We start from the raw sequence: 25,027 nt of genomic DNA, 5'->3' as shown, positions 1-25,027 counted from the left end.
AGGCCACGGCGTCGACGCCGGAGCCGGGAGCCCGGTTCGCGAGCGCGACGCCGTGTGCCCTGCCCGGACGGGTTCGGCCAGCCGCCGTCACCAGCCGACGCGGGTCGGGGCGTCGTAGCGGATCCGCCCGTCAGCCGACGCCCGCCAGGGGGACTCGGCCAGACTCGGCCCCCACTGCCGCAAGAGTGTCTCCGCACCGTCATACGCCACGCAGAGCACCGCCAGCACCCGGGCGGCGATCTCGGCGGCCTCGGCCCCGGCCGAGGCACGTGGCGCCGACACCGCGAGCGACATCGAGGTTGCGGCGACCACCGCCACCGCCTCGGCGGAACGCAGCACGTCGGCCAGGGCCCGGGCGAGCGCGAGCCGGCTGCCCTCGACCCAGTCGGCGAGGGCGTCGGCGTAGCCGGCGGTCGACTCCAGCCGCCCCACCAGGCTCTCCGGCCCCTCGTCGAGGTGGCTCAGTAGCGCGGTGCGGGCCTCCCCGTACGCGGCGGCGGCCGCGCCGGACCAGAGCACCGGGTCGGTGAGCGCGGCGGCGGCCTCATCGTACCCCTGGACGTGCCGGCGCACCGCCCGGCCAGCGGCGGCCAGCGGCGCGGGATGCAGTTCCAGGAAGCTCCGGACGGCCTGGCCGGGAAGCACCTGCATGCGGCGCAACAGCGGCCAGACTCGATGCCCCTCCGGCGCGCCGGTCGCCAGCAGCCCGTCGACCCGACGCAGCAGGTCGAGGCCGGGTTCCGCGAGCCGGTCCAGCGGATCCATCACGCCTCCCCGGCGAGGCGTCGGCCAGCGGCCTGATCGACCTCGGCGTAGTGGTCGGCGGCGTCCCGCACGGCGGACGCGCCCGCGGCCAGCCGCAGGGCGGCGCCATGCGCCTCGCGGGCCCGGTCACCGGTGGCGGCCGTCCACTGCCGGTGCAGAGCCCGCCCGATCTCACCGGGCCGACCCGCGGCGTCGCCGCCGAAGGCGACCTGGGCCGGGTCTCCGGCGGTGACCGAGCGGGAAAGGCCGGCCATGGTCTCGCTCGCCGCGTCCAGCCGGGCGGCGAGGGCGAGCAGCGCATCCATCTCAGGCCCCCGCGAGCGGACGGTACGCGGCGAACGTCTCGTTGTGCAGCTTCTCCCGTGCCCACTGGGCGGCGTCGGCGGCCGCGGTGACCGCGGCCCGGACGGAGTCGGCGACATCGCGCGGGTGCCGGTTGTGCAGCGGGCCGAGGAAGCGCACGTCCGTGATCCGTCCGCCGGCCGTCACCACGACCTCGACCAGCCCGTCCGGTGAGCGGACGGTGACCTCGACTGTCGTGACCGCCTGGTCGAACTCGGCCTGGAGGGACTCGATGCGGCGGTAGCGCCGCACGGCCTCCTCGATCCAGGCCTCGTCGATCTCCCCCCGCGGCATCGGCGCTCCTCCCAGCGATCCTCACTCAGCGTGACATCGTCATCACCACGGCACACGGACCGTACCGCACAGCAATCTCACCTGTCGATGGCTGTGGGATCGCCGGTGGGGCGGGTTCGAGCGGGCTCAACCCTTCCAGAGGGCAAGCATCATCGCCTCGACGGCGATGCGGGGCTTCACGTTCGCCTCGATCGCCGCCCGGCAGGCGAGTACTGCCTCCAGCCGGCGCAACGTACCCTCGGCAGCCCACTTCTGCGCTCCCGCCTCGGCGAGCCCGGCGATGTCGGTGTGCACCGGCGCGACAGGGGCCCGCAGGGCCGTCGTGAGCGCATCCCGGTAGAAGCCGGCCAGGTCTACCAGGGCACGGTCCAACGCGTCCCGCTGTACCCGGGTGGCCCGGGACTTCTGCCGCTTCTCCAGTTCCTTGAGTTGCCCGGCGGCCCCCCGAATCGCGCTGGCGGCACCCCGGCCGGTGCCGCCCGCACCGAGCGCCGTCTCCAGCGCGGACCGCTCGCCCGCCTCCGCCTCGGCCACCGTCGCCGCCGCCTCGGCCTCGGCGGCCTCGATCAGCGCGGAGGCCGCGTCGAACGCGGCGCCCACCCCGGTAAGCCGGCGCGGCACCGCCAGCACCGCGTCCCGGCGCTTGCGCGCCTCCGGATCGCGGGCCAGTCGCCGGGCCCGTCCGACGTGCCCCTGCGCGGCCGCGGCCGCCCACCGCGCCTCGTCCGGCGCGATCCCGTCCCGCCGGGCCAGGACCTCGGCCACCGCGTCGGGCGGTGGCTGCCGCAGCGGTACGACCCGGCACCGCGACCGGATTGTCACCGAGACGTCGTCCGGGTGCGTGGACGGGGCGCAGAGAAGGAAGACGGTGCGCGGTGGGGGTTCCTCGATCGCCTTGAGCAGCGCGTTTCCGGCTGCCTCGGTGAGCCGGTCGGCGTCCTCGATGATCACCACCTGCCAGCGCCCACCGGACGGGGTGCTGGCCGCGCGCAGCACCAGCGCCCGCATCTCGCTGACGCCGATGGACAGCCCCTCCGGCACCACGAGTCGGACATCGGCATGGGTGCCGGCCATCGTGGTGTGGCAGCCGGGGCAGGTGCCGCAGCCGGTGCCGTGCACGCACTGCAGCGCGGCGGCGAAGGCCCGCGCGGCCACCGAACGGCCGGAGCCGGGCGGCCCGGTGAAGATCCAGGCGTGCGTCATGCCCGCTCCGGGGTCACCCGGGGCGGCACCGCCCGAAGCCGGTGCGACCTCGGCCTCCTCGGCGAGGGTGGCGAGTTCGTCCGGCTCGGATCGATACGCGGCGGCGCACAGCACGGCGGCGGCCGCCGCCGCGGCCCGACGCAGGGTGCCGACCGCCGCGTCCTGGCCGACCAGGTCGGCGAAGACGTCCGGCATCAGGTCCGGTGCTCCGTCGTCACAAGCTCCGGGTCGGATAACTCCGGCTGCACCGACGTGTCGGAGCCCTGCGCCGGCCGAGGGTGCCCGACGCCGCCCGGCGCGCCCGGCATCTCGCCGATCCGCCGGGCCACCGCGTCGGCGATCTCCCGGGGCGGACGGGAGGCGTCGAGCACCAGGTAGCGCTTCGGATCGGCGGCGGCGAGGTCGAGGAAGGCGTACCGGACCCGCTCGTGGAAGGCAACCGACTCGGCCTCCAGCCGGTCCGGGCCCTCGGTGCGGGCGGCCACCCGGGACAGCCCGGTGCGCGGGTCGAGGTCGAGGAGCACCACCAGGTCGGGCTTGAGCCCGCCGGTGGCCCAGGACGAGAGCCAGGAGACCTCGTCGACCGGGAGCGTCCGCCCCGCGCCCTGATACGCCAGCGACGAGTCGACGTAGCGGTCACTGACCACGACGGCGCCCCGGACCAGCGCCGGTCGGACCACGGTGGCCACGTGGTGGGCCCGGTCGGCGGCGTAGAGCAACGCCTCGGCGCGCGGCGACGGCGCGTCGGTGCCGGGCTGGCCGAGCAGGAGAGACCGGATCCGTTCACCGACCGCGGTAGCCCCCGGCTCGCGGGTCACCACCACGTCGTGGCCCTCGTCGCGCAGCCGGTCGGCGAGCAGGGCGAGCTGGGTGGACTTCCCCGCCCCCTCACCGCCCTCGAAGACGACGAACAGCCCGGCGGAGACGAACGGCTCGGCCGGCATCAGCGGGCGGCCACGCACCGAGCCCCACAGATCGGCCCAGACGGGGACGCCCTTCTTGTCGTCCATCTGCCCGAACGCGCTGATCCCGGCGAAGATACCGGCGATGCCCGCGGCGAGCAGCAGCAGCCGGGTGGAGGAGATCGACACACCGAGGTCGGCGATCTCGAACTGGCGGGAGCCGCCGACGCCGGCGAGCAGGCTGCTCAGCGCGATGGCGAGGATCAGCACCAGGCGGGTACCGATCTGCACGACGGCGAAGACGCGCCCGCGTACCTCGTCGGCGATCTCGCCGCCGAGCAGTGTGGTGCCGGCGAGGAAGGCCATCCCGGCGCCCGCGCCCACCAGGACCGCGCCGACCATGGCCATCGACAGGTGGATGGCGAAGGCCAACGTCATGACGGCCGCGCTGGCGAGCACGATGCTCATGCCGAACCAGCGGCGGCGGGACATCTCCTTGACGATCAGCGGGCCGAGCCCGATGCCGATCGCCAGGCCGATGAAGATGGCGCCGAACAGCAGGTAGAAGGCGGCGTCACCGGCGCCGAGCGAGTTGGCGAAGAACCGGGCGGTGCCGATCACGATGCCGCCGCCGGCGAAGGCACCGAAGATGCCCAGCACCAGGCCCCGGACCAGCGGGGTCTGTCCGATGAACCGCCAGCCGTCCTTGAACTGGCGCAGCATGCTCTGCTCGGTGTGGTCCCGCTCGGCGGCCGGGCCCTGGCTGATCTCCCGGATCCCGTACGCCACCACCACGGCCGTGGCCAACCTGGACAGCGCGTTGAACCAGAGTGCGAGTTGGGCCGGCTCGGCCCAGTCCGGCGTGGCGCCGCCGGTGGCGGCCCGGACCGCGCCGTCCAGCGCGGCGAGCGCCAGCGCGGCGACGACCGGGGTGAGGCCATACGTGGTGATGAGGGTGAGCTGGTTGGCTGCCTCCAGCCGGGCTCGCGGGATGAGGTTGGGGACCGCGGCCTCCTTGGCCGGGATCCAGAGCAGGGTGATCGACTCGATCAGGAACGTGGCGATGGTCGCCCAGCCGACCACCACCGCGCCGCCGGCTCCCAGCATGGCGACCAGCGGGATCGAGGCGAACAGCAGGAACCGCAACACGTCGCAGATGACCATCGTCCACCGCCGGTCGAACCGGTCGGCGAACACACCGGCGATCGGCCCCAGCACGAGGGCGGGGAGCAGGCGGATCGCGATGACGGTGCCGAAGGCGGCGCCCTTGGCGGTGCTCCCCTCGACCTGGGAGGCGGCGAAGACGGAGGTCGCGAGCAGACCGAACCAGTCGCCGAAGGAGGCGGCACCGAGCACGATCCAGAGCCGCCGGAACGGCCGGATGCGCAGTACCGAGCGGATGGCGGCGTAGCCCGAGTGGTCCGGCTGCGCGCTGGCCTGGGCGCCGGACGCGGACGGGCCGGGCTGCGCCCCGCGGTCGCCGGATGGGCCCGGCTGGGCTCCGGACGGCGACACGCCGGGTGACTCGCCGTTCTGCTGGCTTTCGATGGCCGTACCTCCACGTGGCGACCCATCGCTGGGCTGGTCCCGGTGCAACACTCTAGACCCGACGGGGAGCGTCCCCGCCGCGACATTCTCCTGTTCGCCGAGCCTAGGCCGCCGCGACCACCCCCCGCAGCCAGGACAGATGCGAAGGTAGTTCACATTGACCCACGGGACGGTTAGCGTGCACGACGTGGCCACCGACAGGCACGATCTTCGCGGTCGACTCGACCGGGCGACCGCCCACCTCGACCCGCCGTACGCGGTGGTAGACCTCACCGCGTTCGACGCCAACGCCGCCGCGCTCACCGGCCGCGCCGCCGGCAAGCCGGTCCGTGTCGCCAGCAAGTCCGTCCGCAGCCGAGAGCTGATCTCCCGAGCCCTGGGCACGGACGGCTGGCGGGGGGTGATGGCATTCACCCTGTCCGAGGCGCTCTGGCTGGTCCGCTCCGGAGTGACCGACGAGGCACTGGTGGCGTACCCCACGGCCGACCGAGCCGCGCTCACCGAGCTGGCCGCCGACCCGCGGCTCGCCGCCGCGGTGACCCTGATGGTCGACGGGACCGACCAACTCGACCTGGTGGACGCGGTGTGCGCTCCCGACCAGCGGCCCGAGCTGCGGGTCTGCCTCGACCTGGACGCGTCCTGGCGACCGCTGCGCGGACGGGTACACGTCGGCGTCCGCCGCTCACCGGTACACAGCGCCCAGGCGGCCGGCGCGCTCGCCGCGACCATCGCCGCCCGCGCCGGCTTCCGGCTGGTCGGGCTCATGGCGTACGAGGCGCAGATCGCCGGCCTGGGCGACGCGCCGCCGGGGCGGGTCGTGCTCGGCGCGGCGATCCGGCTGGCCCAGCGCGGGTCGTACCGCGAGTTGCTGGCCCGCCGGGGCGCGGCGGTGACCGCCGTCCGGGAGCACGCCGACCTGGAGTTCGTCAACGGCGGAGGCACCGGCAGCCTGGCCGCCACCAGCGCCGATCCCGCGGTTACCGAGGTCACCGCGGGATCGGGCCTGTACGGGCCGACGCTGTTCGATGCCTATCGCGCCTGGCGCCCCACCCCGTCGGCCTTCTTCGCCTGCCCGGTGGTCCGCCACCCGGCCCCTGGCTACGCGACCGTGCTCGGCGGCGGATGGATCGCCTCCGGTCCGGCCGGGCGGAGCCGACTCCCCCGGCCGTTCCTGCCCGCCGGCCTGAAGCTGGTCGACGCCGAGGGGGCCGGCGAGGTGCAGACCCCGCTGGCCGGCGCGGCGGCCAGCGGGCTGCAGGTCGGCGACCGGGTGTGGTTCCGGCACGCCAAGGCCGGCGAACTCGCCGAGCACGTCAACGAGCTGCACCTGGTGGAGGGGGACACCGTGGTGGCCACCGCGCCGACGTACCGCGGCGAGGGCCGAGCCTTCCTCTGAGCCGCCCGTTGATCGCGGGCGACGAGCCGGGAGCCGCCGGGCCGATGTGAGCGGCCCGGACAACCGAATCAGGCCGTCTGGGCCAGCTCCGGCGGCTGGTCCGCACCCTCCCAGGCATCAACCTGGCGGTGCAGGTACTCCCGGATCAGCGCCTTGGCCTCGGTGAGCACCCGGGCGTCGCCCTCCGGATGCCGACGGAACGCCAGCTTGATGAGCGCGTCGGAGGCCTCGACCGCGATCTCCAGATGAAACCGGAGATCCGGTACGTCGGTCAGCCCGAAGCGTTCGGTGAGTACGCGGGCCAGTTGGTCCGCGATCACCCCGTTGTTGTCCCGCTGCTCATCGAGCAGATGCAGGTCGACCACGTCGCCGAAGTGCAGGGTACGGAACCCTGGGACAGTGCGGTGCATCGTGATGTACTCGTCGATTGCCGCGTCGACCCCGTCCCACCAGTGGGTCAGGTCGTCCGAGGCGAACCTCTCGTCGAGCCGCTGGAGGTAGGACTCCATCGTGCGCAGGGTCAGCGCCTGCACAATCGCCCGCTTGTCCGGAAAGAACTGGTAGACCGACCCGATCGCCACCTCGGCACGTTCGGCGAGCAGAGTCGTGGTCAGCCCCTCATACCCCACCTCGTCGACGAGCTCGGCACAGGCATCCAACATTCGCTGGACCCGCGCGACACTTCGACCCTGCACCGGTACGCGGCGCAGCGGCCCGGTCGTGGCGGCTGGTGTGGACACTCGGTGCCACCCCCCTTCGACGGATGAACATATCTGCACGTCACGAGACCGTGACTACCGGTACAACGACTGGACCTCGATTGCGGTATTTACCAGGTACAACGTTCCTGATATGAAGTCAGTTCATATTCATATTGAGGAGTGTTCCATGGCCGCCATCGCACCCTCGGCAACCGACTGGGCCAACTGGGCCGGCAACCAGCGTGGCACCGCCACGGCCATCCTGCGTCCGACCTCGGTCACCGAGGTCGTCGACGCGGTCCGGGCCGCCGCTGCGGCCGGGCGACGGATCCGCCCCGTCGGCAGCGGCCACTCCTTCACCGCCGTCGCGCTGGCCGACGGGCAGCGGATGGAACTGGCGGGCCTGGACACCGACGTAAGCGTTGACGTCGATCGCCGACTGGTCACCGTACCCGCCGGAAGCACGCTGCACGCCCTCAACCGGCTGCTCGCCGGGCACGGGCTCGCCCTGCCCAACCTGGGCGACATCGACGCCCAGACCGTCGCCGGAGCGATCTCGACCGGCACCCACGGCACCGGCGCCGGTTACGGCTGCCTGTCCACCTTCCTCGAGGCCCTCACCCTGGTCACCGGCACGGGTGAGGTGCTGCGCTGCTCAGCCGACGAGCACCCCGACGTGTTCGCCGCCGCCCGGGTCTCGCTGGGCGCGCTCGGCGTGCTGGTCGACGTGACGCTGCGCTGCGTGGACGCGTTCGTGCTGCTCGCCCACGAGCGGCCGGCGCCGCTGGCCGGGGCGCTGGCCGAGCTGCCGGAACTGGCGGAGCGGCACGACCACGTCGAGTTCTACTGGTTTCCGTACACCGACCGGGTGCAGGTCAAGAGCAACGACCGGGTGCCGGCCGACGACCGGCCACTGTCCCGCTGGCGCGGCTGGCTGGACGACGAGTTCCTCGCCAACACTGTCTTCGCCGGGGCCTGCCGGCTGGGCCGCGGTGTGCCGGCGCTCGCCCCGGCCATCAGCGCGATCTCGGCGCGGGCCCTCACCGAGCGCCGGTACACCGGCCGATCCGACGCGGTCTTCTGCACCCCGCGCCGGGTCCGCTTCGTCGAGATGGAGTACGCCCTGCCACGCGACGCCCTGCTCCCCGCCCTGGACGCGCTGCGCCGGATCGTCGCCGCACTGCCGTTCAAGGTTCTCTTCCCGGTCGAGGTGCGGTTCACCGCCGCCGATGACGTCTGGCTCTCGCACGGCCATGGCCGGGACTCCGCGTACATCGCCATCCACCAGTACGTCGGAATGCCGTACGAGCCGTACTTCCGGGCCTTCGAGGAGGAGGCGGCGAGGCTGGGCGGCCGCCCGCACTGGGGCAAGCTGCACTGGCGGGACGCGGCGTCGCTGGCCCCCGCGTACCCCCGGTGGGCCGATTTCCAGACCGTCCGCGACCGGCTCGACCCGGACCGGGTGTTCGCCAGCCCCCATCTCGACCGGGTGCTCGGCGAGGGCGGTCACGCCGCCGGCCCCACCACCTGATCCGCACCACCGCCGGCCCGAACGTGGCCCATGACCCGTTCGTACGTGGCCCGGTAGGCGCGGCGCGTGGCAGGCGGCGTGGCCGGATCCGCCAGGGCCTCCGCCAGGTCGACCAGGCGGATGTCGGGCCGCAGCTCCGTCCAGGTGGGCAGCGCCTCCATCCGGCTCACCCGCCACCGTCCCGACCCGTCCCGGGTGAACGTGGCCCGGGCCATGATCCCCTCGCGGTTGGCGTCGATCGGGGTGGCGTGGCGAGCCAGCTGGTTGCCCATGCCGAAGACGACCCACTTCTCGCCGACCCGGCGGAACGGCTGGACCGCGTGCGCGTGGTGGCCGAGGATCAGATCCACGTCCGGTGAGGCGATCAGCTGCCGAGCCCAGGACTCCTGGGTGGTGTCCGGCCGATGCTGGTACTCGGTGCCCCAGTGCAGGCTGAGCACCACGATGTCGGCGCCGGCCGTCCGGGCCCGCCGCGCGGCGCTCAGCACCTCGGCCGGGTCGATCAGGTTGGCCAGCCACCGCTTGCCCGGTGGTCGCCGCAGGCCGTTGAAGTTCTGCGTGTACGACAGGTGCGCGACGCGGGCGCCAGCGACCTCGTAGATCCGGGGCGTCTCCGCCTCGGCCGCGCTGCGGGCGCTGCCGGTGTATCCCAGGCCGGAGGCATCCAGCGCGTCCAGGGTCCGGACCACCCCGTCGACGCCCTGGTCGAGGGTGTGGTTGGACGCGGTCGAGCAGCCGTCGAAACCAGCCGCCTGGATCCCGTCGAGCACCTGCGGCGGAGCACTGAAGGCAGGGTAGCCGGCGAACGGGCCATCCGGTGGGGCCAGCGGCGTCTCCAGGTGGCACAGGGCGAGGTCGGCGCCGCCGATCGCGGGGGCCACGCCGGCGAACATCGGGGCAAAATCGAGACCGGGCCGACCGGCCCGGCGCGCGTCGCGGCGGGCCTGGTCGGTGAGGGCCGGGTGGACCAGGACGTCCCCGGCCGCGACCAGCCGCAGCTCGCCGGGGACGGTCGGCTGCCCGCCGGGGACGGTCGGGCTGGTCCCGGCCGGGACGACGGTTTGGGTCGGATCCACCCACGCGGCACCGGTGCGCGCAGCCGGTGGGCCGACCGGGCCGGCGGCGACGGCCACGGCGGTCACCAGGATGCTGGACGCGACCGCGGTGATCAGGACGCCACGACGCAGCGACGGCCGGGAGAGGGGCATTCGACGAATGGTAGGCGTCGGCGGGGCGGTGCACTGACCCGACGGTCAGTTCACCACGATTCGGGCAGCCGAACCGCCCCGGACCGGCATCCGCCCCAGGCTGGTTCGGCTCCGCCGCGGTCGCTGTCCGAACCGGTTCCGTCGCACGACTAGTGTCCTGCGCCGGAAATTCGCCTACAAAATCGTGCGAGTGATTCGAGGATCTCTTCGGCCGTCTTTGTCCAGGTGAACGGCCGTGGGTCGCGGTTCCAGTCGGCGATCCAGGAGCGGATGTCGGCTTCCAGGGCTTGGACGCTTTTGTGGGCGCCGCGGCGGATCTTCTGCTCTGTGAGGTGGCCGAACCAGCGTTCGACCTGGTTGATCCAGGACGAGCCGGTCGGGGTGAAGTGCATGTGGAACCGGGGGTGGCGGGCCAGCCAGGCCCGCACGGCCGGGGTCTTGTGGGTGCCGTAGTTGTCGCAGACCAGGTGCACGTCCAACTCGGCTGGCACCGCTTTGTCGATGGTGGTCAGGAACTTCTTGAACTCGACGGCGCGGTGCTGGCGGTGCAACTCGCTGATCACATGGCCGTCGGCGATGTTGAACGCGGCGAACAGGCTGGTGATCCCGTTGCGGGTGTAGTCGTGGGTGCGCCGTTCGGGCATGCCGGGCATCATCGGCAGGACCGGCTGGGACCTGTCGAGTGCCTGGATCTGGCTCTTCTCGTCAACGCAGAGCACGACGGCCCGCTCGGGCGGGTTGTGGTAGAGCCCGACGACGTCGACGACCTTCTCGATGAACAGCGGGTCGGTGGACAGTTTGAAGGTCTCGGCACGGTGGGGCTTGAGGCCGAAATCCCGCCAGATTCGCCCGATCGTGGACTTCGATAACCCCGACTTCTCGGCCATCGACGTGCGCGACCAGTGGGTGGCGTTGCGCGGCGCCTGCTCCAACGTCGTCACCACCACGTCCTCGACCTGGTCGAGGCTGATCGACGGCGGGCGGCCTGGTCGCTGCTCGTCCATCAGTCCGTCCAGCCGCAGCTTCAGAAACCGCCGCCGCCACTTGCCCACCGTGGACAAATGCACTCCGAGATCCCTTGCGACGTCGGTGTTCGACGCACCGTCAGCACACGCCAGGACGATCCGCGAACGCATCGCCAGGACCTGCGACGACTTCGCCCGACGTACCCACCGCGTCAACGTCGCTCGCTCTTCGTCGGTCAGCGTCACCGGCGCAGTGGGACGCCCAGTTCTCGGCATCCCGTCACCCTACCCACTTATTAGGCGAATTTCCGGCGCAGGACACTAGTCGTCGCTCCCGCTGGCCGCCGCCGCCTTCCGCGGAGTGGCCTTCTTGGCGGTGGTGGTCTTGGCGGTGGTGGTCTTCTTCGCCGCCGTCGCCTTGGTCGCCGCAGCGGTCTTCTTGGCCGCCGTCGCCTTCTTGGCCGCCGTCGCCTTCTTCGCCGGGGCGGCCTTCTTCGCGGTCTTCTTGCGCGGCGCCGGCCCCTTCGCCCGCTTCTCGGCGAGCATCTCCGAGGCCTCCTCCAGGCTCAGCGCCTCCGGGGTCTGGCCGCGCCGCAACGACGCGTTCGTCTCCCCGTCGGTCACGTACGGCCCGAACCGCCCGTCCTTGATGACCAGCGGCTTCTCGGTCAGCGGGTCGACGCCCACCTCCCGCAGCGGCGGCGCGGCCGCCCGACGCTGGCGGGTCTTCGGCGCGGCCAGCAGGGCGAGCGCCTCGTCCAGCGTCACCGTGAACATCCGGTCCTCGGAGTCCAGCGACCGGAACTCCTCGCCCCGCTTCACGTACGGGCCGTAGCGGCCGTTGTTGGCGAGAACCTCGTTGCCCTGCGGATCGACGCCAACCAGTCTGGGCAGGCTGAGCAGCTTCAGTGCGTCGGCGAGGGTCAGTGAGTCCGGCGACTGCGCGCGCAGCAGCGACGACTTGCGCTCGCCACTGGCCACGTACGGGCCGAACCGTCCCGACTTCAGCAGAATCGGCTCCCCGGTAGCCGGATCGTCGCCGAGCTTGCGCTCGCCACCACCGCCGAGGAACAGCTCGTGCACCTTCTCCGGGGTCAGTTCGTCGGGCGCCAGCCCCTCCGGAATCGACGCGCGGTCGCCCTGGCCGCCGCCCTCCTCACCCTCCACGGCGGGCGTGGGCTGCTCGCCCGGCAGCGCCCGCTGCAGGTACGGCCCGTAGCGGCCCACCCGCACGACGACCTCCCGCCCGTCGTCGTCGGTGAAGAGCCGGATCGAGTTGACGCTGCGCGCGTCGATGTCGCTCAGGTTCTCCGTGACCAGCTTCTTCAACCCGCCCGAACGGGCGATGTCCTGGTCGCCGGCCCCGTTGGTGGTGCCGAAGTAGAACGCGGTGAGGAAGTCGACCGCCGCGTGGTCGCCGCCGGCGATCTCGTCCAGCTCGTTCTCCATGCTGGCGGTGAACCCGTAGTCGATCAGCCGTGGGTAGTGTCGCTCCATCAGCCCGACCACCGCGAACGCCAGGAACGACGGGATCATCGCCTGGCCACGCTTGACGACGTACCCGCGATCCTGGATGGTCTGCATGATCGACGCATACGTCGACGGGCGTCCGATGCCCAGCTCTTCGAGGGCCTTGACCAGCGACGCCTCGGTGTATCGGGCGGGTGGCTGGGTGTGGTGTCCCTGCGCGGCCAGCTCCTCGGCGGTCAGCGGCTGGTCCTTGACCAGCGTCGGCAGCCGACGCTCGGCGTCTTCGGCCTCGGCGTTCTCGTCGTCGCTGGACTCCACGTACGCCCGCAGGAAGCCCGGGTCGGTGATGGTCTTGCCGGTGGCGCCGAAGTCGGCCTCCTCCTGCGCCGAGGAAACCGCACGGATGCGCACGGACACACTGGAGCCCACCGCGTCGGTCATCTGCGAGGCGATGGTCCGCCGCCAGATCAGCTCGTAGAGCTTGTACTCCTCCACCGACAGCTCGTTGCGCAGCTCGCCGGGGGTGCGGAAGTTGTCCCCCGCCGGTCGGATCGCCTCGTGCGCCTCCTGCGCGTTCTTCACCTTGCCGGTGTACCGGCGCGGCTCCGGCGGCACGTTGCGCTCGCCGTACAGCTCGACGATCTGCCGGCGGGCCGCCGCCACGGCGGTCTCCGACAGGTTCACCGAGTCGGTCCGCATATAGGTGATGTAGCCGTTCTCGTAGAGCCGCTGTGCGGTACGCATCGTCTGCTGGGACGAGAACCGGAGCTTGCGAGCCGCCTCCTGCTGGAGCGTGGAGGTGATGAACGGCGCGTAAGGACGGCGGCGGTAGGGCTTCTCCTCGACCCGGGTGACGGTGAACGCCCGCCCCTCCAGCCGGGCGGCCAGCCCGCGCGCCCCGCCCTCGTCCAGGTGCACGACCCCCGCGCCCGGCTTCACCCGGCCGGTGGTCGGCTCGAAATCCTTGCCCGTGGCGAGCCGGTCACCGTTCAACGCCAGCAGCGTGGCGTTGACGACACGCGGTCCCTCGCCGGCGTTCTCGACGGCCAGGGTGGCCAGGATGTCCCAGTACTCGGCGGAGCGGAACGCCATCCGCTGCCGCTCGCGCTCCACCACGATCCGGGTCGCCACCGACTGCACTCGGCCCGCCGAGAGCTTCGGCATGACCTTCTTCCACAGCACCGGGGAGACCTCGTAGCCGTAGAGGCGGTCGAGGATGCGCCGGGCCTCCTGCGCGTCGACCAGATCCCGGTCGATCTCGCGCGGGTTCGCCACCGCGGCCTGGATGGCCGGCTTGGTGATCTCGTGGAAGACCATCCGCTTGACCGGCACCTTGGGCTTGAGCGTCTCCACCAGGTGCCAGGCGATCGCCTCGCCCTCGCGGTCCTCGTCGGTGGCCAGCAGGATCTCGTCGACCTCCTTGGCCAGCTTGATCAGCTTGCTGATCTGCTGCTTGCGGTCGGCGGAGACCACGTAGAGGGCATGGAAGCCGTTGTCGACGTCGACGCCGAGCCGGGCCCACGACTCGCCCTTGTACTTCGCCGGCACGTCGGCGGCGTTGCGGGGCAGGTCGCGGACGTGCCCGAAGCTGGCCTCCACGACGTACCCCGGGCCGAGGTAGCCCGAGATCGTCTTGGCCTTCGCCGGTGACTCGACGATGACCAGACGGGTGGTTCCAGCGTTGCTCGGCACGTCTCTCTCCGACCTCACTCCTGCTCGCGACCGCTGCGGCGCCAGCTTCGGGCCGCACTCGACCCTCCGGACCCCGGCGGTCCGGATGTCCAACGTAACGCGTCGTACGCGATTCGGGCTTCATGGGCGACAAACGACACCGTTTCCCGTCCGGCGGTCCCGAACGGCGCCACCGTACACCGCCGACGCCCCGCCGAGCCGTCTCCCGTGACGAACAGCCCGTCCCCGCCCGGTCGACCATGCGGTACCGGTGGGGGGAACACGGGCGGTCCGCCCTCATTCGCCAGGCAGCGAGATCGGCGGCGTCAGGGGCGCACCGGCCAGGCTGCCGAGGGCGCCTTGGGCGGGGCATCGCCGACGAGTTCGGCGAGGCGGGCCCGGGGTCCCCGGCCGGTGATCCGGAAGGCGGGGCCGGTCGGGGTGGCCTCTTCTGGTGCGGCGGGAAGGCCGACGGCGGCCAGTGCCGCGCCGACCGCCACCAGGCGCTCCTCGTCGGCGGGGCCGAGGTGGAGCAGGACGTCGGGCGGCCGCACCGACCCGGCAGCGGCGAGCCACAGCCGCAGCCGTCGGCCGTTGAGGTGGAAGCCGTCCGGCGGGCGCTTCGTCGGATGGCCCAGCCACGCTTCCGCGAGCGGTTTCAGGATCCGGGTGTACGACGTCCGCACCGCGTGCCGCCCGTCCGCGGTCTCCGCCCAGCTCGCCCGCAACCCCCGCGCAGCCAACTCGGTGACGAGTACGTGCACCCGCCACGCGGCGTCGACCACCACCGACAGGCGCGCCGTGCCGCCCATGACCGACACCTCGGCGGGCCCGGCGAGCAGCCCGGCCAGGTCAGCGACGGACGGGTCGGTGGCCTCCGCACCGAAGATGGCGAGTTGCCGTCGGGGGTCCGCCGTGGCGGCGCGCCGTGCCGGGGCCGGGCCGGCCGTGGCCCGGCCCGGGTCGTCGTCGGCACGGCCAAGGCCGGCGGTCCGCTCGGGATCCCGGTCCGGCTCGGCGCTGTCGAGCACCGCCCCAGCGCTCCGGGGCTGGGCATCCGTGGCCGCACCGGTCACCGGATCGGCCGGCGGGCCGGGACGCCGCCGTCGCGCGGGGCGCCGCGGGGCCGGCTCGGGCACCGGGAACAGCGTCGGCAGCGACTCCGCGTCCGACGGTTCGGCGGCACCGCTCAACGGCACTCGGGGACCTCGGCGAAGGCGCGTTTCAGCTCCTCGGAGTTCAACCGGGTGGTGTCCAGCGCGCTGGCGTCGTACTCCCGGTTCAGCGTCGCCACCGCGGCCCGCACTCCGTCGTAGAAGATGGTGGCCTGACTGGTGCTCAGGCCGTCGACGGTGTCCCGCGCCCTGCCGTACGCGTCGCGCATGCGCGCCAGCGAGATACTGAAGCCCTCGGACACCTCGGCGCCCTGCTCGGCGTCGGGGATGCCGGCCTGCTCGACCTTGCGTCGCGCGGTCTCGCTGGCCTGCTCCGCGCCGCCGAAGAGCCGCACGAGGTTCTCCTTGGCCTGGGCCGGGGTGGTCTGGGCAGTCATCTGCTGGTCGGTGCTGCTGGTGAGCTTGCTGATCTCGGCGCGCCAGGGCGTCAGGGCCGAGCAGACCGCCGCCGCCCAGGCCCGGGGGCTCGGCCCGCCGCCGCAGCCTGCGGCCAGCAGGACGACCGTGGCCAGCACCGCCGTGAGCTTTCCGGCGGCTGCCGCCCGGCACGTACGCATGGGTTGCAGCGTACGGCTTCGCGCCGCGCCGCACACCGGTCAGGTTGTCCGGCCAGCCCCGGCCTGGGCACGGCTCCCGGCACCCGACCCCGGTCGGCGGTGGGCCGGACCAGGGCCGGGTGCGGACCAGGGCCCGGATGCGGATCAGGTACCAACCGTCTCCGGAAGCTGGTCCGGGCTGCCCGCGCCGGTGCCGTCGGCGGAGTCGCCCATCGCTACGCCCTTGCGCTTGCTGAACACCACCGCCGCGACGACGATCAGCGTCGCCACCACCGCGATCGTGACCCGCAGGCCGGTGTTGCGCCCGTCGCCCACGCTCCAGGCCACCACGGCCGGGGCGATCAGCAGCGAGACCAGGTTCATCACCTTGATCAGCGGGTTGATGGCCGGGCCGGCGGTGTCCTTGAACGGGTCGCCGACGGTGTCGCCGATGACCGTCGCGGCGTGCGCCTCGGAGCCCTTGCCACCGTACGCACCGTCCTCGACCATCTTCTTGCTGTTGTCCCAGGCGCCGCCGGAGTTGGCCAGGAAGACCGCCATCAGCGTGCCGGCTCCGATGGCCCCGGCCAGGTACGACGCCAGCGCGCCGGGCCCGAGGCCGAAGCCGACCGCGATCGGTGCCATGATGGCGAGCAGGCCGGGGGTCATCAGCTCGCGCTGCGCGTCCCGGGTGCAGATGTCGACGACCTTGCCGTACTCCGGGCGCTGGGTGCGATCCATGATCCCGGGTAGCTCACGGAACTGTCGGCGGACCTCCATCACGACCGCACCCGCCGAGCGGGACACCGCGCTGATGGCGAGCCCGGAGAAGAGGAAGACCACCGCGGCGCCGATGATGAGGCCGACCAGGTTGCGCGGGTTCGCCACGTTCAGCGAATTGAGGATCTCGTCGCCGACATCGGCCACGCCCGCGTCCAGGTACGCGGTACGCAGCGTGTCGGTGTACGAACCGAACAGCGCGGTGGCGGCGAGCACCGCGGTGGCGATCGCGATGCCCTTGGTGATCGCCTTGGTGGTGTTGCCGACCGCGTCCAGTTCGGTGAGGGTGCGGGCGCCGTCGGAATCGATGTCGCCGGACATCTCCGCCACGCCCTGGGCGTTGTCGGAGATCGGCCCGAAGGTGTCCATCGCGACGATCACGCCGACGGTGGTGAGCAGGCCGGTGCCGGCCAGCGCGACCGCGAACAGCGACAGGGTGATGGAGCTGCCGCCGAGCAGGAACGCGCCGAAGACACCCGCGCCGATCAGCAGCGCCGAGTAGACCGCCGACTCCAGACCGACGCTGATGCCGGCGAGGATGACGGTGGCCGGGCCGGTCTGGGAGCTCTTGCCGATGTCCTGCACCGGGCGCCGGCTGGTCTCGGTGAAATAGCCGGTCAACGCCTGGATCGCGGCGGCCAGCACGATGCCGATGACGACGGCGCCGATGGCGACCACCCGTGGGTTCTCGCTGACGTCGGTCAGGCCGCCCTCCAGCTCGGCGAAGCTGGCCGGCAGGTACGCCCAGGTGGCGATCGCGACCAGCACCGCGGAGATGAGCGCGGAGGCGTAGAAGGCCCGGTTGATGGCGGTCAGGCCGGAGCGGTCGGTGGCGCGCAGCCGGGTGATGAAGACGCCGATGATCGCGATGACCGCGCCGATACCGGAGACGATCAGCGGAAAGACCAGGCCCTGCTCACCGAAGGCGGCCCGGCCGAGGATCAGTGCGGCGACCAGGGTGACCGCGTACGACTCGAACAGGTCGGCGGCCATGCCGGCGCAGTCGCCGACGTTGTCACCCACGTTGTCGGCGATGGTGGCGGCATTACGGGGGTCGTCCTCGGGGATGCCCTGCTCGACCTTGCCGACCAGGTCGGCGCCGACGTCCGCGGCCTTGGTGAAGATGCCGCCGCCGACCCGCATGAACATGGCGAGCAGCGCGGCGCCGAAGCCGAAGCCCTCCAGCACGGTCGGGGCGTCGCCGGAGAAGAGCAGGACGACCAGTGCGGCGCCGAGGAGACCGAGGCCGACGGTGAGGAACCCGACCACGCCGCCCGTGCGGAACGCGATCCGCATGGCGGCCTCCCGCCCGCCCTCGCGTTCCCGGGCGGCGGCGGCGACCCGCAGGTTGGCCCGGGTGGCCAGCCACATGCCGGCGCCACCGATGAACGCGCTGAACAGCGCGCCGACCACGAAGAAGGCGGAGCGACCGATCTTCACCGCGGTCTCGCTGCCGTCGGTGTCGTGCACCGGCAGTAGGAAGAGCAGGACCACGGCGATGACCACGAAGATCGCCAGGGTGCGGAACTGTCGGAGCAGGTACGCCGAGGCGCCCTCCTGCACCGCCCCGGAGATCTCCTGCATGTTGGTGGTGCCCTTGCCGGCTGCCAGCACGGTTCTGGTCAGCGCGGCCGCGAAGACCAACGCCACCGCCGCGATCACGACGGCGAGGACCACGTACGTGACGTTGTCCCCGGTGAGGGAGATCCCGCCGCCCTCGGCGGCCAAGGTGCCGGACATCTGTGTCCTCCTGTACCGAACGCTCGCGTCGACCGGTGAGTAGGCACCGGTCGACGCCTGGATGCGGTGTCGCAAGCACGCGCCAACCCACCCCGAGCGGACCAGCGATGAACACCGTTCCCGCTGGCTGCGGGATGGATCACTTGCTGACGACCCGCGTACTGTAGCCCTCCGCAGTGTTGGAGGTCACATCCAGGGGGTGTGGCGTTTGGATGATCTTCATCGCTGTGTTATGAGAAAAAATCTGATATAGGCGGCCATGCATGATCATCAGACCACGTCCGGGTCCGGGGGGCACGGCCTGCGAAAAGAAAGATCAGGTCAGCGGCCGACCGGCCACACCATCCGCACCTCGGTGCCGACCCCCTCGTCCACGGGACGCACCTGGAGATCCTCGACGAAGCCGGCGAGCAGCGCGAACCCGACGCCGGTGGTCAGCGCATCCTCGCTGAGCGACTCCTTGGCCAACTCGTCGGGCGGCAGCGCGGCGAGACCGATCCCGGCCTCGATCGGGGCACGGTCGACGACCCGGACGGTGAACGCCCCGGTGTCGGTCATCTCCACCAGCACCGGGTCGGCCACGCCGTACTGCCGGTGCAGGGCGACCGCCCGGGTGCAGGCCTCACCGATCGCCAGACGCACCTCGTCGAGCAGATCCTCGCGGACGCCCGCCCGGCGGGCGACCGCCACACCGACGAGTCGTGCCGTGCGCACGTGCACCGGTGCCGGCGAGAAGGAAAGCCGGACGGCGGCCATCACGCGACGGTCGCCGCGTCGACCGTCGGATACAACGGAAAGACCTGGTCGAGTGCGGTGATCCGGAAGATCTTCAGCAGCGGTTCCTTGTCGCAGACCAAGGCGAACGTGCCGCCGGCAGTCCGCAGCCGCTTGAGGGCACCCACCAACACGCCGAGCCCGGTGGAGTCGAGGAAGTCCACCCGGCCGAGGTCGACCACGACGTGTCGCGCTCCGCCGTCGATCAGTTCGAGGAGTCGCTCGCGCAGCCGGGGGGCGGTGTAGACGTCCACCTCACCGCCGACCTCCAGTACCGAGTGCGCTCCAACGGTGCGGGTCGCCAGCGACAGCTCCATCGGTCCCTCCTCGCAAGAGCCGTAAACTCTCCAGGGCATCTAACCACTACCGCCGGGACCTGACGGTCACCGACGGCGGCCTCCTCACGGGCTCTGTGGGGAACCCCACCAGCCTCCACCGCCAGCCGTCGACCGGTCGTCCGCGCTGCCGCCGCTCGGCTTCCCGACAGTCACCTACCCCAGCCCCCCACTTTCCATCTCCGAACACCAGTGCGAGAGTGCAGAACGTGACCTTCGACAGCTTCGGCGCGGCGCGCCTGCCGCCGCACGACCTGAAGCCGTCGTCCGCAGCCCCCCTCACCACCGACTCCGGTCCTTCCCCGGCCGACCTGCTGGGCCGGCTGCGGGCCCGCGGCAACTCCGACCCGGTCACCCACGTCGAGCGGGTGCCGGCCCGCGCCGGCGTCCCAGCGCCGTGGCCCGACTGGGCGCCGGAGGACCTGCGCGCGGCGTTCGCCCGCCGGGGCGTGGCCGCGCCCTGGCGGCACCAGGCCGAGGCGGCCGATCTGGCGTACACCGGGACGCACGTTGTCGTCGCCACCGGCACCGCGTCCGGCAAATCCCTGACCTACCAGTTGCCCGCGCTGGCCACCCTGCTCACCGACCCCCGGGCAACCGTGCTCTACCTCGCGCCGACCAAGGCGCTCGCCGCCGACCAACTGCGGGCCATCGCCGGTCTGGAGCTGGAGGAGGTACGCCCCGCCTGCTACGACGGGGACACCCCGCGCGCCGAGCGGGAATGGATCCGGCGGCACTCCCGGTTCGTGCTGACCAACCCCGACATGCTGCACCACGGCGTCCTGCCCGGGCACGCCCACTGGTCCGGATTCCTGCGCCGGCTCACCTACGTGGTGATCGACGAGTGCCACACCTACCGGGGCGTGTTCGGCTCGCACATCGCGCACGTGCTGCGCCGGCTACGACGGCAGTGCGCGAAGTACGGCCGAACACCGGTCTTCGTGCTGGCGTCGGCCACCTCCGGCGACCCGGCCGAGACGGCCGGGCGGCTCACCGGCCTGCCGGTGACCGCCGTCACGGAGGACACGTCACCCCGCGGTGGGGTGACCTTCGCCCTCTGGGAACCGCCGCTACTGCCCGCCTCCACCACCGACCCCGAGGCGGACCGCGCGCCGGTCCGTCGATCGGCGCTGCGGGAAACCGCGGACCTCCTCGCCGACACGGTCGCCGAAGGGGTCCGTACGCTCGCCTTCGTCCGGTCTCGGCGGGGAGCCGAGGTCGTGGCCACCAACGCGCGGCGGGCGCTCGACGAGGCAGTGCCCGGGCTGGGTGACCGGGTGGCCGCCTACCGCGCCGGCTACCTACGCGAGGAACGGCGCGAGCTGGAACGGGCGCTGCTGCGCGGCGAACTACTCGGCCTGGCCTCGACCAACGCGCTGGAGCTGGGGGTCGACCTGGTCGGGTTGGACGCCGTGCTGGTCTGCGGATACCCGGGCACCCGGGCCTCACTCTGGCAGCAGGCCGGCCGGGCCGGGCGCTCCGGGCAGGAGGCGCTGGCGGTGCTGGTGGCCCGGGACGACCCGCTCGACACCTACCTGGTTCACCACCCCGAGGCGGTATTCGGGACACCGGTCGAGGCGACCGTGCTCGACCCGGCCAACCCGTACGTACTCGGGCCGCAGCTCGCCTGCGCGGCGGCCGAGGCGCCGCTGACCCCCGCCGACCTGGAACTGTTCGGCGACGGCGTGAAGGAGGCGATCGACGTACTGGTCGACGCCGGTGCGCTGCGGCAGCGGCCGACCGGTTGGTACTGGCGGCACCGGGAGCGCCCCGAGGTGGACCTGCGCGGCGGGGACGGCGCGCCAATCTGCGTGGTGGAGGCCGCCACCGGACGGCTGCTCGGCACCGTCGACGGCGGATCGTCGCACTTCCTGCTTCACCCCGGCGCGGTCTACCTGCACCAGGGTGCGTCGTACGTGGTCGACACGCTCGACCTCGCCGACGGGTGCGCGCTGGTGCACCCCGAGGAGCCGGACTGGTCCACCCACGCCCGGGACGTCACGTCGCTGTCGGTGGCGTCGGTGCGATCGTACGTGGACGCCGGGCCTGTCGGGCTCTTCCTCGGCGAGGTGGACGTGACCAGTCGGGTGGTGTCGTACCAGCGGCGCCGCATCGCCACCGGCGAAGTGATCGACACCCGCCCGCTGGAACTACCCGCCCGGGAGTTGCGGACGGTGGCGGTCTGGTTCACCCTCTCGCCGGAGTCGCTCACGGCGTCCGGTGTCGACCCGGCCGACGTGCCGGGGGCGCTGCACGCCGCCGAGCACGCCGCGATCGGGCTACTGCCGCTGGTGGCCACCTGCGACCGGTGGGACATCGGCGGGCTTTCGACTGCGGTGCACCCGGACACCGAGGCGCCAACGGTCTTCGTCTATGACGGGCACCCGGGCGGGGCGGGCTTCGCCGAGCGCGCGTACGGGACCGCAGCGGCGTGGCTGCGCGCGACCCGGGAGGCGATCGCGGAGTGTGGCTGCGAGTCCGGCTGTCCGTCCTGCGTCCAGTCCCCGAAGTGCGGCAACGGCAACAACCCGCTCTCCAAGCCGGATGCGATCCGGATCCTCGACGTGGTGTTGACGAATCTGCCGTCCTGACCTCGCTGTCTTCGCGGATGCGCCCGCGTGGCCGCGAGCCGCGCCACCTTCGAGGTCACCGACCACGCCGGCCATCGCCTCGACGCGCTCCAGGCCCGCTGACGTTCGTCGCGGGCGGACCGGCCGGTACGGGTGCCACGCCGCCCGACCCGGCCTGGCCGAATCTGCCCCGGACCGGGCCGAGTCATCCCGGACCGGGCCGGCTCGGGCGCGCGCCGTCGCCGTTCGGGTCAGACCCGGCAGCGGTGTCGCCGTCACCTCGGCAGTGATCACCACATCCAGCCCGTCCAGACGGCAGTCGACGAGTAGCCCGCCGTTTCCCGAGACGACGTCGGCGGCAACGGCACAGGCCGCCGGCCCGCCGAGGGCGGCGTGCCCGGCACCGGCCAGGGCGCCGAGGTCGGCAGCAGCACCGGCATGCTGGCGTGCCAGTCGAGCCGCACCGATTGCCGCGCCAGCCGTACCGAACACGACGAACGCGATCCCGACCGCGAGCAGCAGCACCGTCGCACCACCTCGGTCACCGTCCACGTCATTCCTCACCTCTTTCGTCCTACTTCCGTCACCCGCGCGTCCGTCCTGTCGAACGTCGGGCGGCGGCGCGACCACGGGCAGCGTGCCCGCGGACGTGTTCGGAGACGGCATCACGGTAGGGCTGCACCGGGTTCGACCGCCGCCACGGCGGTCGCCGTGACCACAATCCGGGGCAGCCGGGCACCGAGAGCGCCCACCGGAGCGCGGACCGTCGCACGTACCCGATCTCCGTTCACAGTGATCGACACCTTCGACCCCGGCGGGATCACCCGATCCGCGGCGGCCTGTCCGTCCTCGCCCCGGGAGGCGGCGATCGCCGCCTCCCGGGCCGCGTGCAGGCATTCGCCCTTGGTGGCCACCGCATCGACCGCGGTCAGGCCAGTGAACAGGAACAACAGCAGCGCCGGCAGGCCGGCCGCCAACTCGGCGGTGAAGGAGCCCCGGTCGCGGCCAGCCCGCCGGCGCCCGGTCACTTGAGCGCCCGGTCGATGACGGCCGTCAACGCGGACTGCACGTTCCCGGAGGTCAGAACCTTCAGCAGAATGCCGGCGAAGGCCACTGCGGCGAGCGTGCCGACCGCGTACTCGGCGGTGTTCATTCCGGCGTCCCCGCGGAGACGGGCGATGAGTCTGCGCATGTGCGTGGTCCTTTCTGTGGATGGTCAGAGCACGTCACCGAGCACGGCGACGATCACCGGCACCAGACCGGCGAGAATGAAAGCCGGCAGGAAGCAGAGCCCCAGCGGCATCACGATCAACACCCCAGCCCGGCGGGCGGCCGCCTCGGCCGCCGTGGCCCGGTCGGCCCGCAGGTCGTCGGCGAGACGGGTCAGCGCACCGGCCAACGCCGCGCCGCTGGACGCCGACCGGAGCGCCGCCGCGGTCAGTCGCTCGGCACCGGGCACCGCATCGAGTGCCGCCCAAGCCTCCGCCGCGTCGGCGCCGAGCCGCAGGAGACGGCCCACCCGGGCGAGACGCTCCCCGAGCGGCCCACCGAGTGCCTCCGCGACAGCCAGCACCGTACGGTCGACCGGGGCGCCGGCGCGCATCGCCGAGGCCAGGAGGTCCGCGGCGAGCGGGAGGTCGTCCGCTTCCCGTCGGCGCCGCTGCCGTACCACCGGCGGCTCGATCCGCCGCAACATCCGGTCGAGCAGTACCGTGACGAGCAGTCCGCTGAGCACTCCCGGCCAACCACCGAGCACCACGACGGCGGCCGTCCCGGCGAGCACCGCGACCAGGCGGATCCTGTCCGGCCGGTGACGGAGCAGCGGCCGCCCCGGCACGCCGGCCTGACCCGCCGTCCGGCTTACCGGCACCTCGACGGGCGCACGACGCAGGTCCCGCAGGCGGCGTACCGGTCGGCGCCTCGCCCACTCACCCACGAGCAGCAGGGCCGCAGTGGACAGGCAGCCGACGAGCAGGATCGGCTGAGACATCAGTCGCCTCGCCTCGGGATCGAGGTGAGCCGATCGGCCCAGATCAACCCGGCGACCTGGAGCACGACCGCCAGGATGGCGCAGCCACCGCCGACCGGGGTGCGCAGCAGCACCGACACCGGGTCGACACCGATGGCATACCCCAGACCAATTCCCGCGAGCGGCAACGCCGCGAGCAGCCAGGCGGTCACCCGCGCACCGGCCGCCTGAGCTGCCGCCGCTTCAAGCCTCCGGTCCGCCGAGCGAGCGTCCGCGTCGATCCGCTCCAGCAGCTCCGCCAGCGGCGCACCGGTCCGGTCCGCCAGGTGGACGGCCGCGCGGGTCAGGGTCGGCGCCACCCCGCCGGATCCATCGGTCGACAAGGCGACGGCCTGCGTCACCGGCAGGCCGGCCCGCAGGTCGGCGGCGAGGTCGCAGAGCTGATTCAGTTGATGTCTCCGGTTCAGCCGGGCGTGCCGGGACACCGTCCACCGCAGCAAGGCGCGTGCTCCCACCGTGCCGTATGCACCGGCGGCGACCGCGGCGACCGGACCGCCCGTGACTGCACCCAGGGCTACCGCTACCAGGCCGGCCACCAGGAGAGTTCGTCGTGGTGAGGCCGACAGTCGCGCCAACCAGCGCCATTCCGGTGCGGCCACCGTCCCGGCCGCCGGCCAGCACCGTCCCGGTACGGGGGCCGGGCCCGCCGACCGTCGGGCCGGACCGGCGGCGGGTGGACGGAGAGCGCGGCGTCGGAGGCTTGGCGGCGCGTCCGGGCCACCCGGGCGCCGGGAGTCGCGCCGCCCCGGTGGACCCGCCGAGCGGCGCTGGCCGCCGAGGCAACGGTTCTCGAGCTCCATGGACTCCTCGGTCGGGCACGCGGTGGCCAGCCCACGCGGTCCAGCCGGCCATAGCTCACCCTGGTCGCCCACCAACGTCCCGGCCGGCTCAGCCGGTGACGGCCCGGCCGAACGTACGTCCCCGTCTCGTCCTGCGTCCCGGGCCGGCACCGCTGCGTCGCGCCGCAGGTTGATCACCCACGTGACCAGTGGATCCTCGACGGTCGGGACACCTCCGGCGGCCGATGTGCCCCGGCGGGCGCGCCGGGCCAACAGCGGCCCGCCAGCGAGCGCCGCCAGCATCATCAGGGCC

At 72.7% G+C, this 25,027-nt stretch carries 21 protein-coding genes and 1 pseudogene; 3 read left to right on the top strand and 19 right to left on the bottom strand.

Features of this window, described 5'->3' with window-relative positions:
* Window positions 1–87 precede the first annotated feature (87 nt).
* From QTQ03_RS22155 to tmk, 5 genes are all read right to left on the bottom strand, one after another.
* Window positions 88–765, bottom strand: coding sequence for a hypothetical protein (locus QTQ03_RS22155; protein WP_289279703.1), 678 nt, complete (start codon window positions 763–765; stop codon window positions 88–90).
* Entirely contained in the window at window positions 765–1,070 is a 306-nt protein-coding gene (locus tag QTQ03_RS22150; protein WP_289279702.1) for a hypothetical protein, read from the bottom strand. The genes QTQ03_RS22155 and QTQ03_RS22150 overlap by 1 nt, the downstream gene beginning before the upstream one ends.
* 1 nt (window position 1,071) lies before the next feature.
* Window positions 1,072–1,401, bottom strand: a complete 330-nt coding sequence (locus tag QTQ03_RS22145) for a YbaB/EbfC family nucleoid-associated protein (protein WP_289279701.1) — start codon at window positions 1,399–1,401, stop codon at window positions 1,072–1,074.
* A gap of 126 nt (window positions 1,402–1,527) precedes the next feature.
* Window positions 1,528–2,799 carry a DNA polymerase III subunit delta' gene (locus QTQ03_RS22140; RefSeq protein WP_289279700.1) on the bottom strand — a complete coding sequence of 424 codons (1,272 nt, stop codon included), beginning with the start codon at window positions 2,797–2,799 and terminating at the stop codon, window positions 1,528–1,530.
* Window positions 2,799–4,889, bottom strand: coding sequence for a dTMP kinase (tmk, locus tag QTQ03_RS22135; protein WP_289280944.1), 2,091 nt, complete (start codon window positions 4,887–4,889; stop codon window positions 2,799–2,801). Before tmk ends, QTQ03_RS22140 begins: the two co-directional genes overlap by 1 nt.
* Before the next feature lie 352 nt (window positions 4,890–5,241).
* Between tmk and QTQ03_RS22130 the strand changes: the two genes are divergently transcribed.
* Window positions 5,242–6,450, top strand: a complete 1,209-nt coding sequence (locus QTQ03_RS22130) for an amino acid deaminase/aldolase (protein WP_289279699.1) — start codon at window positions 5,242–5,244, stop codon at window positions 6,448–6,450.
* Window positions 6,451–6,518: 68 nt separating this feature from the next.
* Here QTQ03_RS22130 and QTQ03_RS22125 read toward each other — a convergent pair whose 3' ends face one another.
* Entirely contained in the window at window positions 6,519–7,112 is a 594-nt protein-coding gene (locus QTQ03_RS22125) for a TetR/AcrR family transcriptional regulator (RefSeq protein ID WP_289280943.1), read from the bottom strand.
* 226 nt (window positions 7,113–7,338) lie between these two features.
* Between QTQ03_RS22125 and QTQ03_RS22120 the strand changes: the two genes are divergently transcribed.
* Window positions 7,339–8,682, top strand: coding sequence for a D-arabinono-1,4-lactone oxidase (locus QTQ03_RS22120; RefSeq protein WP_289279698.1), 1,344 nt, complete (start codon window positions 7,339–7,341; stop codon window positions 8,680–8,682).
* On the opposite strand, the gene QTQ03_RS22115 is transcribed toward QTQ03_RS22120, so the two are convergent.
* The 8 genes from QTQ03_RS22115 to QTQ03_RS22080 all read right to left on the bottom strand — a co-directional run bounded on the left by QTQ03_RS22115 (window position 8,658) and on the right by QTQ03_RS22080 (window position 19,318).
* The gene (locus tag QTQ03_RS22115; RefSeq protein ID WP_289279697.1) at window positions 8,658–9,890 is read right to left on the bottom strand and encodes a CapA family protein; all 1,233 of its coding nucleotides are present in this window, start codon (window positions 9,888–9,890) and stop codon (window positions 8,658–8,660) included. The two genes, QTQ03_RS22120 and QTQ03_RS22115, sit on opposite strands and share 25 nt — an antisense overlap.
* A gap of 149 nt (window positions 9,891–10,039) precedes the next feature.
* On the bottom strand, window positions 10,040–11,131 hold the full coding sequence (locus QTQ03_RS22110) for an IS630 family transposase (RefSeq protein WP_289278806.1): 1,092 nt from the start codon (window positions 11,129–11,131) through the stop codon (window positions 10,040–10,042).
* Between the two features lie 45 nt (window positions 11,132–11,176).
* The gene (gene topA / locus QTQ03_RS22105; RefSeq protein WP_289279696.1) at window positions 11,177–14,017 is read right to left on the bottom strand and encodes a type I DNA topoisomerase; all 2,841 of its coding nucleotides are present in this window, start codon (window positions 14,015–14,017) and stop codon (window positions 11,177–11,179) included.
* Window positions 14,018–14,322: 305 nt separating this feature from the next.
* The gene (locus tag QTQ03_RS22100; protein ID WP_289279695.1) at window positions 14,323–15,195 is read right to left on the bottom strand and encodes a hypothetical protein; all 873 of its coding nucleotides are present in this window, start codon (window positions 15,193–15,195) and stop codon (window positions 14,323–14,325) included.
* Window positions 15,186–15,728 carry a hypothetical protein gene (locus tag QTQ03_RS22095; protein ID WP_289279694.1) on the bottom strand — a complete coding sequence of 181 codons (543 nt, stop codon included), beginning with the start codon at window positions 15,726–15,728 and terminating at the stop codon, window positions 15,186–15,188. Before QTQ03_RS22095 ends, QTQ03_RS22100 begins: the two co-directional genes overlap by 10 nt.
* Before the next feature lie 144 nt (window positions 15,729–15,872).
* Entirely contained in the window at window positions 15,873–18,227 is a 2,355-nt protein-coding gene (locus QTQ03_RS22090) for a sodium-translocating pyrophosphatase (RefSeq protein ID WP_289279693.1), read from the bottom strand.
* A 321-nt stretch (window positions 18,228–18,548) separates the two neighbouring features.
* Window positions 18,549–18,983 carry an ATP-binding protein gene (locus QTQ03_RS22085; RefSeq protein ID WP_289279692.1) on the bottom strand — a complete coding sequence of 145 codons (435 nt, stop codon included), beginning with the start codon at window positions 18,981–18,983 and terminating at the stop codon, window positions 18,549–18,551.
* On the bottom strand, window positions 18,983–19,318 hold the full coding sequence (locus QTQ03_RS22080; RefSeq protein WP_289279691.1) for an STAS domain-containing protein: 336 nt from the start codon (window positions 19,316–19,318) through the stop codon (window positions 18,983–18,985). Before QTQ03_RS22080 ends, QTQ03_RS22085 begins: the two co-directional genes overlap by 1 nt.
* 272 nt (window positions 19,319–19,590) lie before the next feature.
* Here QTQ03_RS22080 and QTQ03_RS22075 point away from each other — a divergent pair, with 272 nt between their 5' ends.
* Complete coding sequence (locus tag QTQ03_RS22075; RefSeq protein ID WP_502889884.1) at window positions 19,591–21,927, top strand: DEAD/DEAH box helicase; 2,337 nt, start codon at window positions 19,591–19,593, stop codon at window positions 21,925–21,927.
* Window positions 21,928–22,116: 189 nt separating this feature from the next.
* Here QTQ03_RS22075 and QTQ03_RS22070 read toward each other — a convergent pair.
* The 5 genes and pseudogenes from QTQ03_RS22070 to QTQ03_RS22050 form a co-directional block, all read right to left on the bottom strand.
* A pseudogene (locus QTQ03_RS22070) lies at window positions 22,117–22,572 on the bottom strand (Rv3654c family TadE-like protein); the annotation flags it as partial.
* Window positions 22,572–22,934 (bottom strand): TadE family type IV pilus minor pilin, encoded by a 363-nt coding sequence (locus QTQ03_RS22065; protein ID WP_289279690.1) that lies wholly within the window; start codon window positions 22,932–22,934, stop codon window positions 22,572–22,574. The gene QTQ03_RS22065 and the pseudogene QTQ03_RS22070, both read right to left, overlap by 1 nt.
* Window positions 22,931–23,098 carry a DUF4244 domain-containing protein gene (locus QTQ03_RS22060; protein ID WP_120727603.1) on the bottom strand — a complete coding sequence of 56 codons (168 nt, stop codon included), beginning with the start codon at window positions 23,096–23,098 and terminating at the stop codon, window positions 22,931–22,933. The genes QTQ03_RS22065 and QTQ03_RS22060 overlap by 4 nt, the downstream gene beginning before the upstream one ends.
* Before the next feature lie 24 nt (window positions 23,099–23,122).
* On the bottom strand, window positions 23,123–23,896 hold the full coding sequence (locus QTQ03_RS22055) for a type II secretion system F family protein (protein ID WP_289279689.1): 774 nt from the start codon (window positions 23,894–23,896) through the stop codon (window positions 23,123–23,125).
* Window positions 23,896–25,020, bottom strand: coding sequence for a hypothetical protein (locus QTQ03_RS22050; protein WP_502889883.1), 1,125 nt, complete (start codon window positions 25,018–25,020; stop codon window positions 23,896–23,898). The genes QTQ03_RS22055 and QTQ03_RS22050 overlap by 1 nt, the downstream gene beginning before the upstream one ends.
* Between the last annotated feature and the right edge of the window lie 7 nt (window positions 25,021–25,027).

It is taken from the genome of Micromonospora sp. WMMA1363 (assembly GCF_030345795.1).
Classification (GTDB): domain Bacteria; phylum Actinomycetota; class Actinomycetes; order Mycobacteriales; family Micromonosporaceae; genus Micromonospora.
Note: the sequence above shows the minus strand (reverse complement) of the source record. Positions and strands in the feature narration are given on the sequence as shown.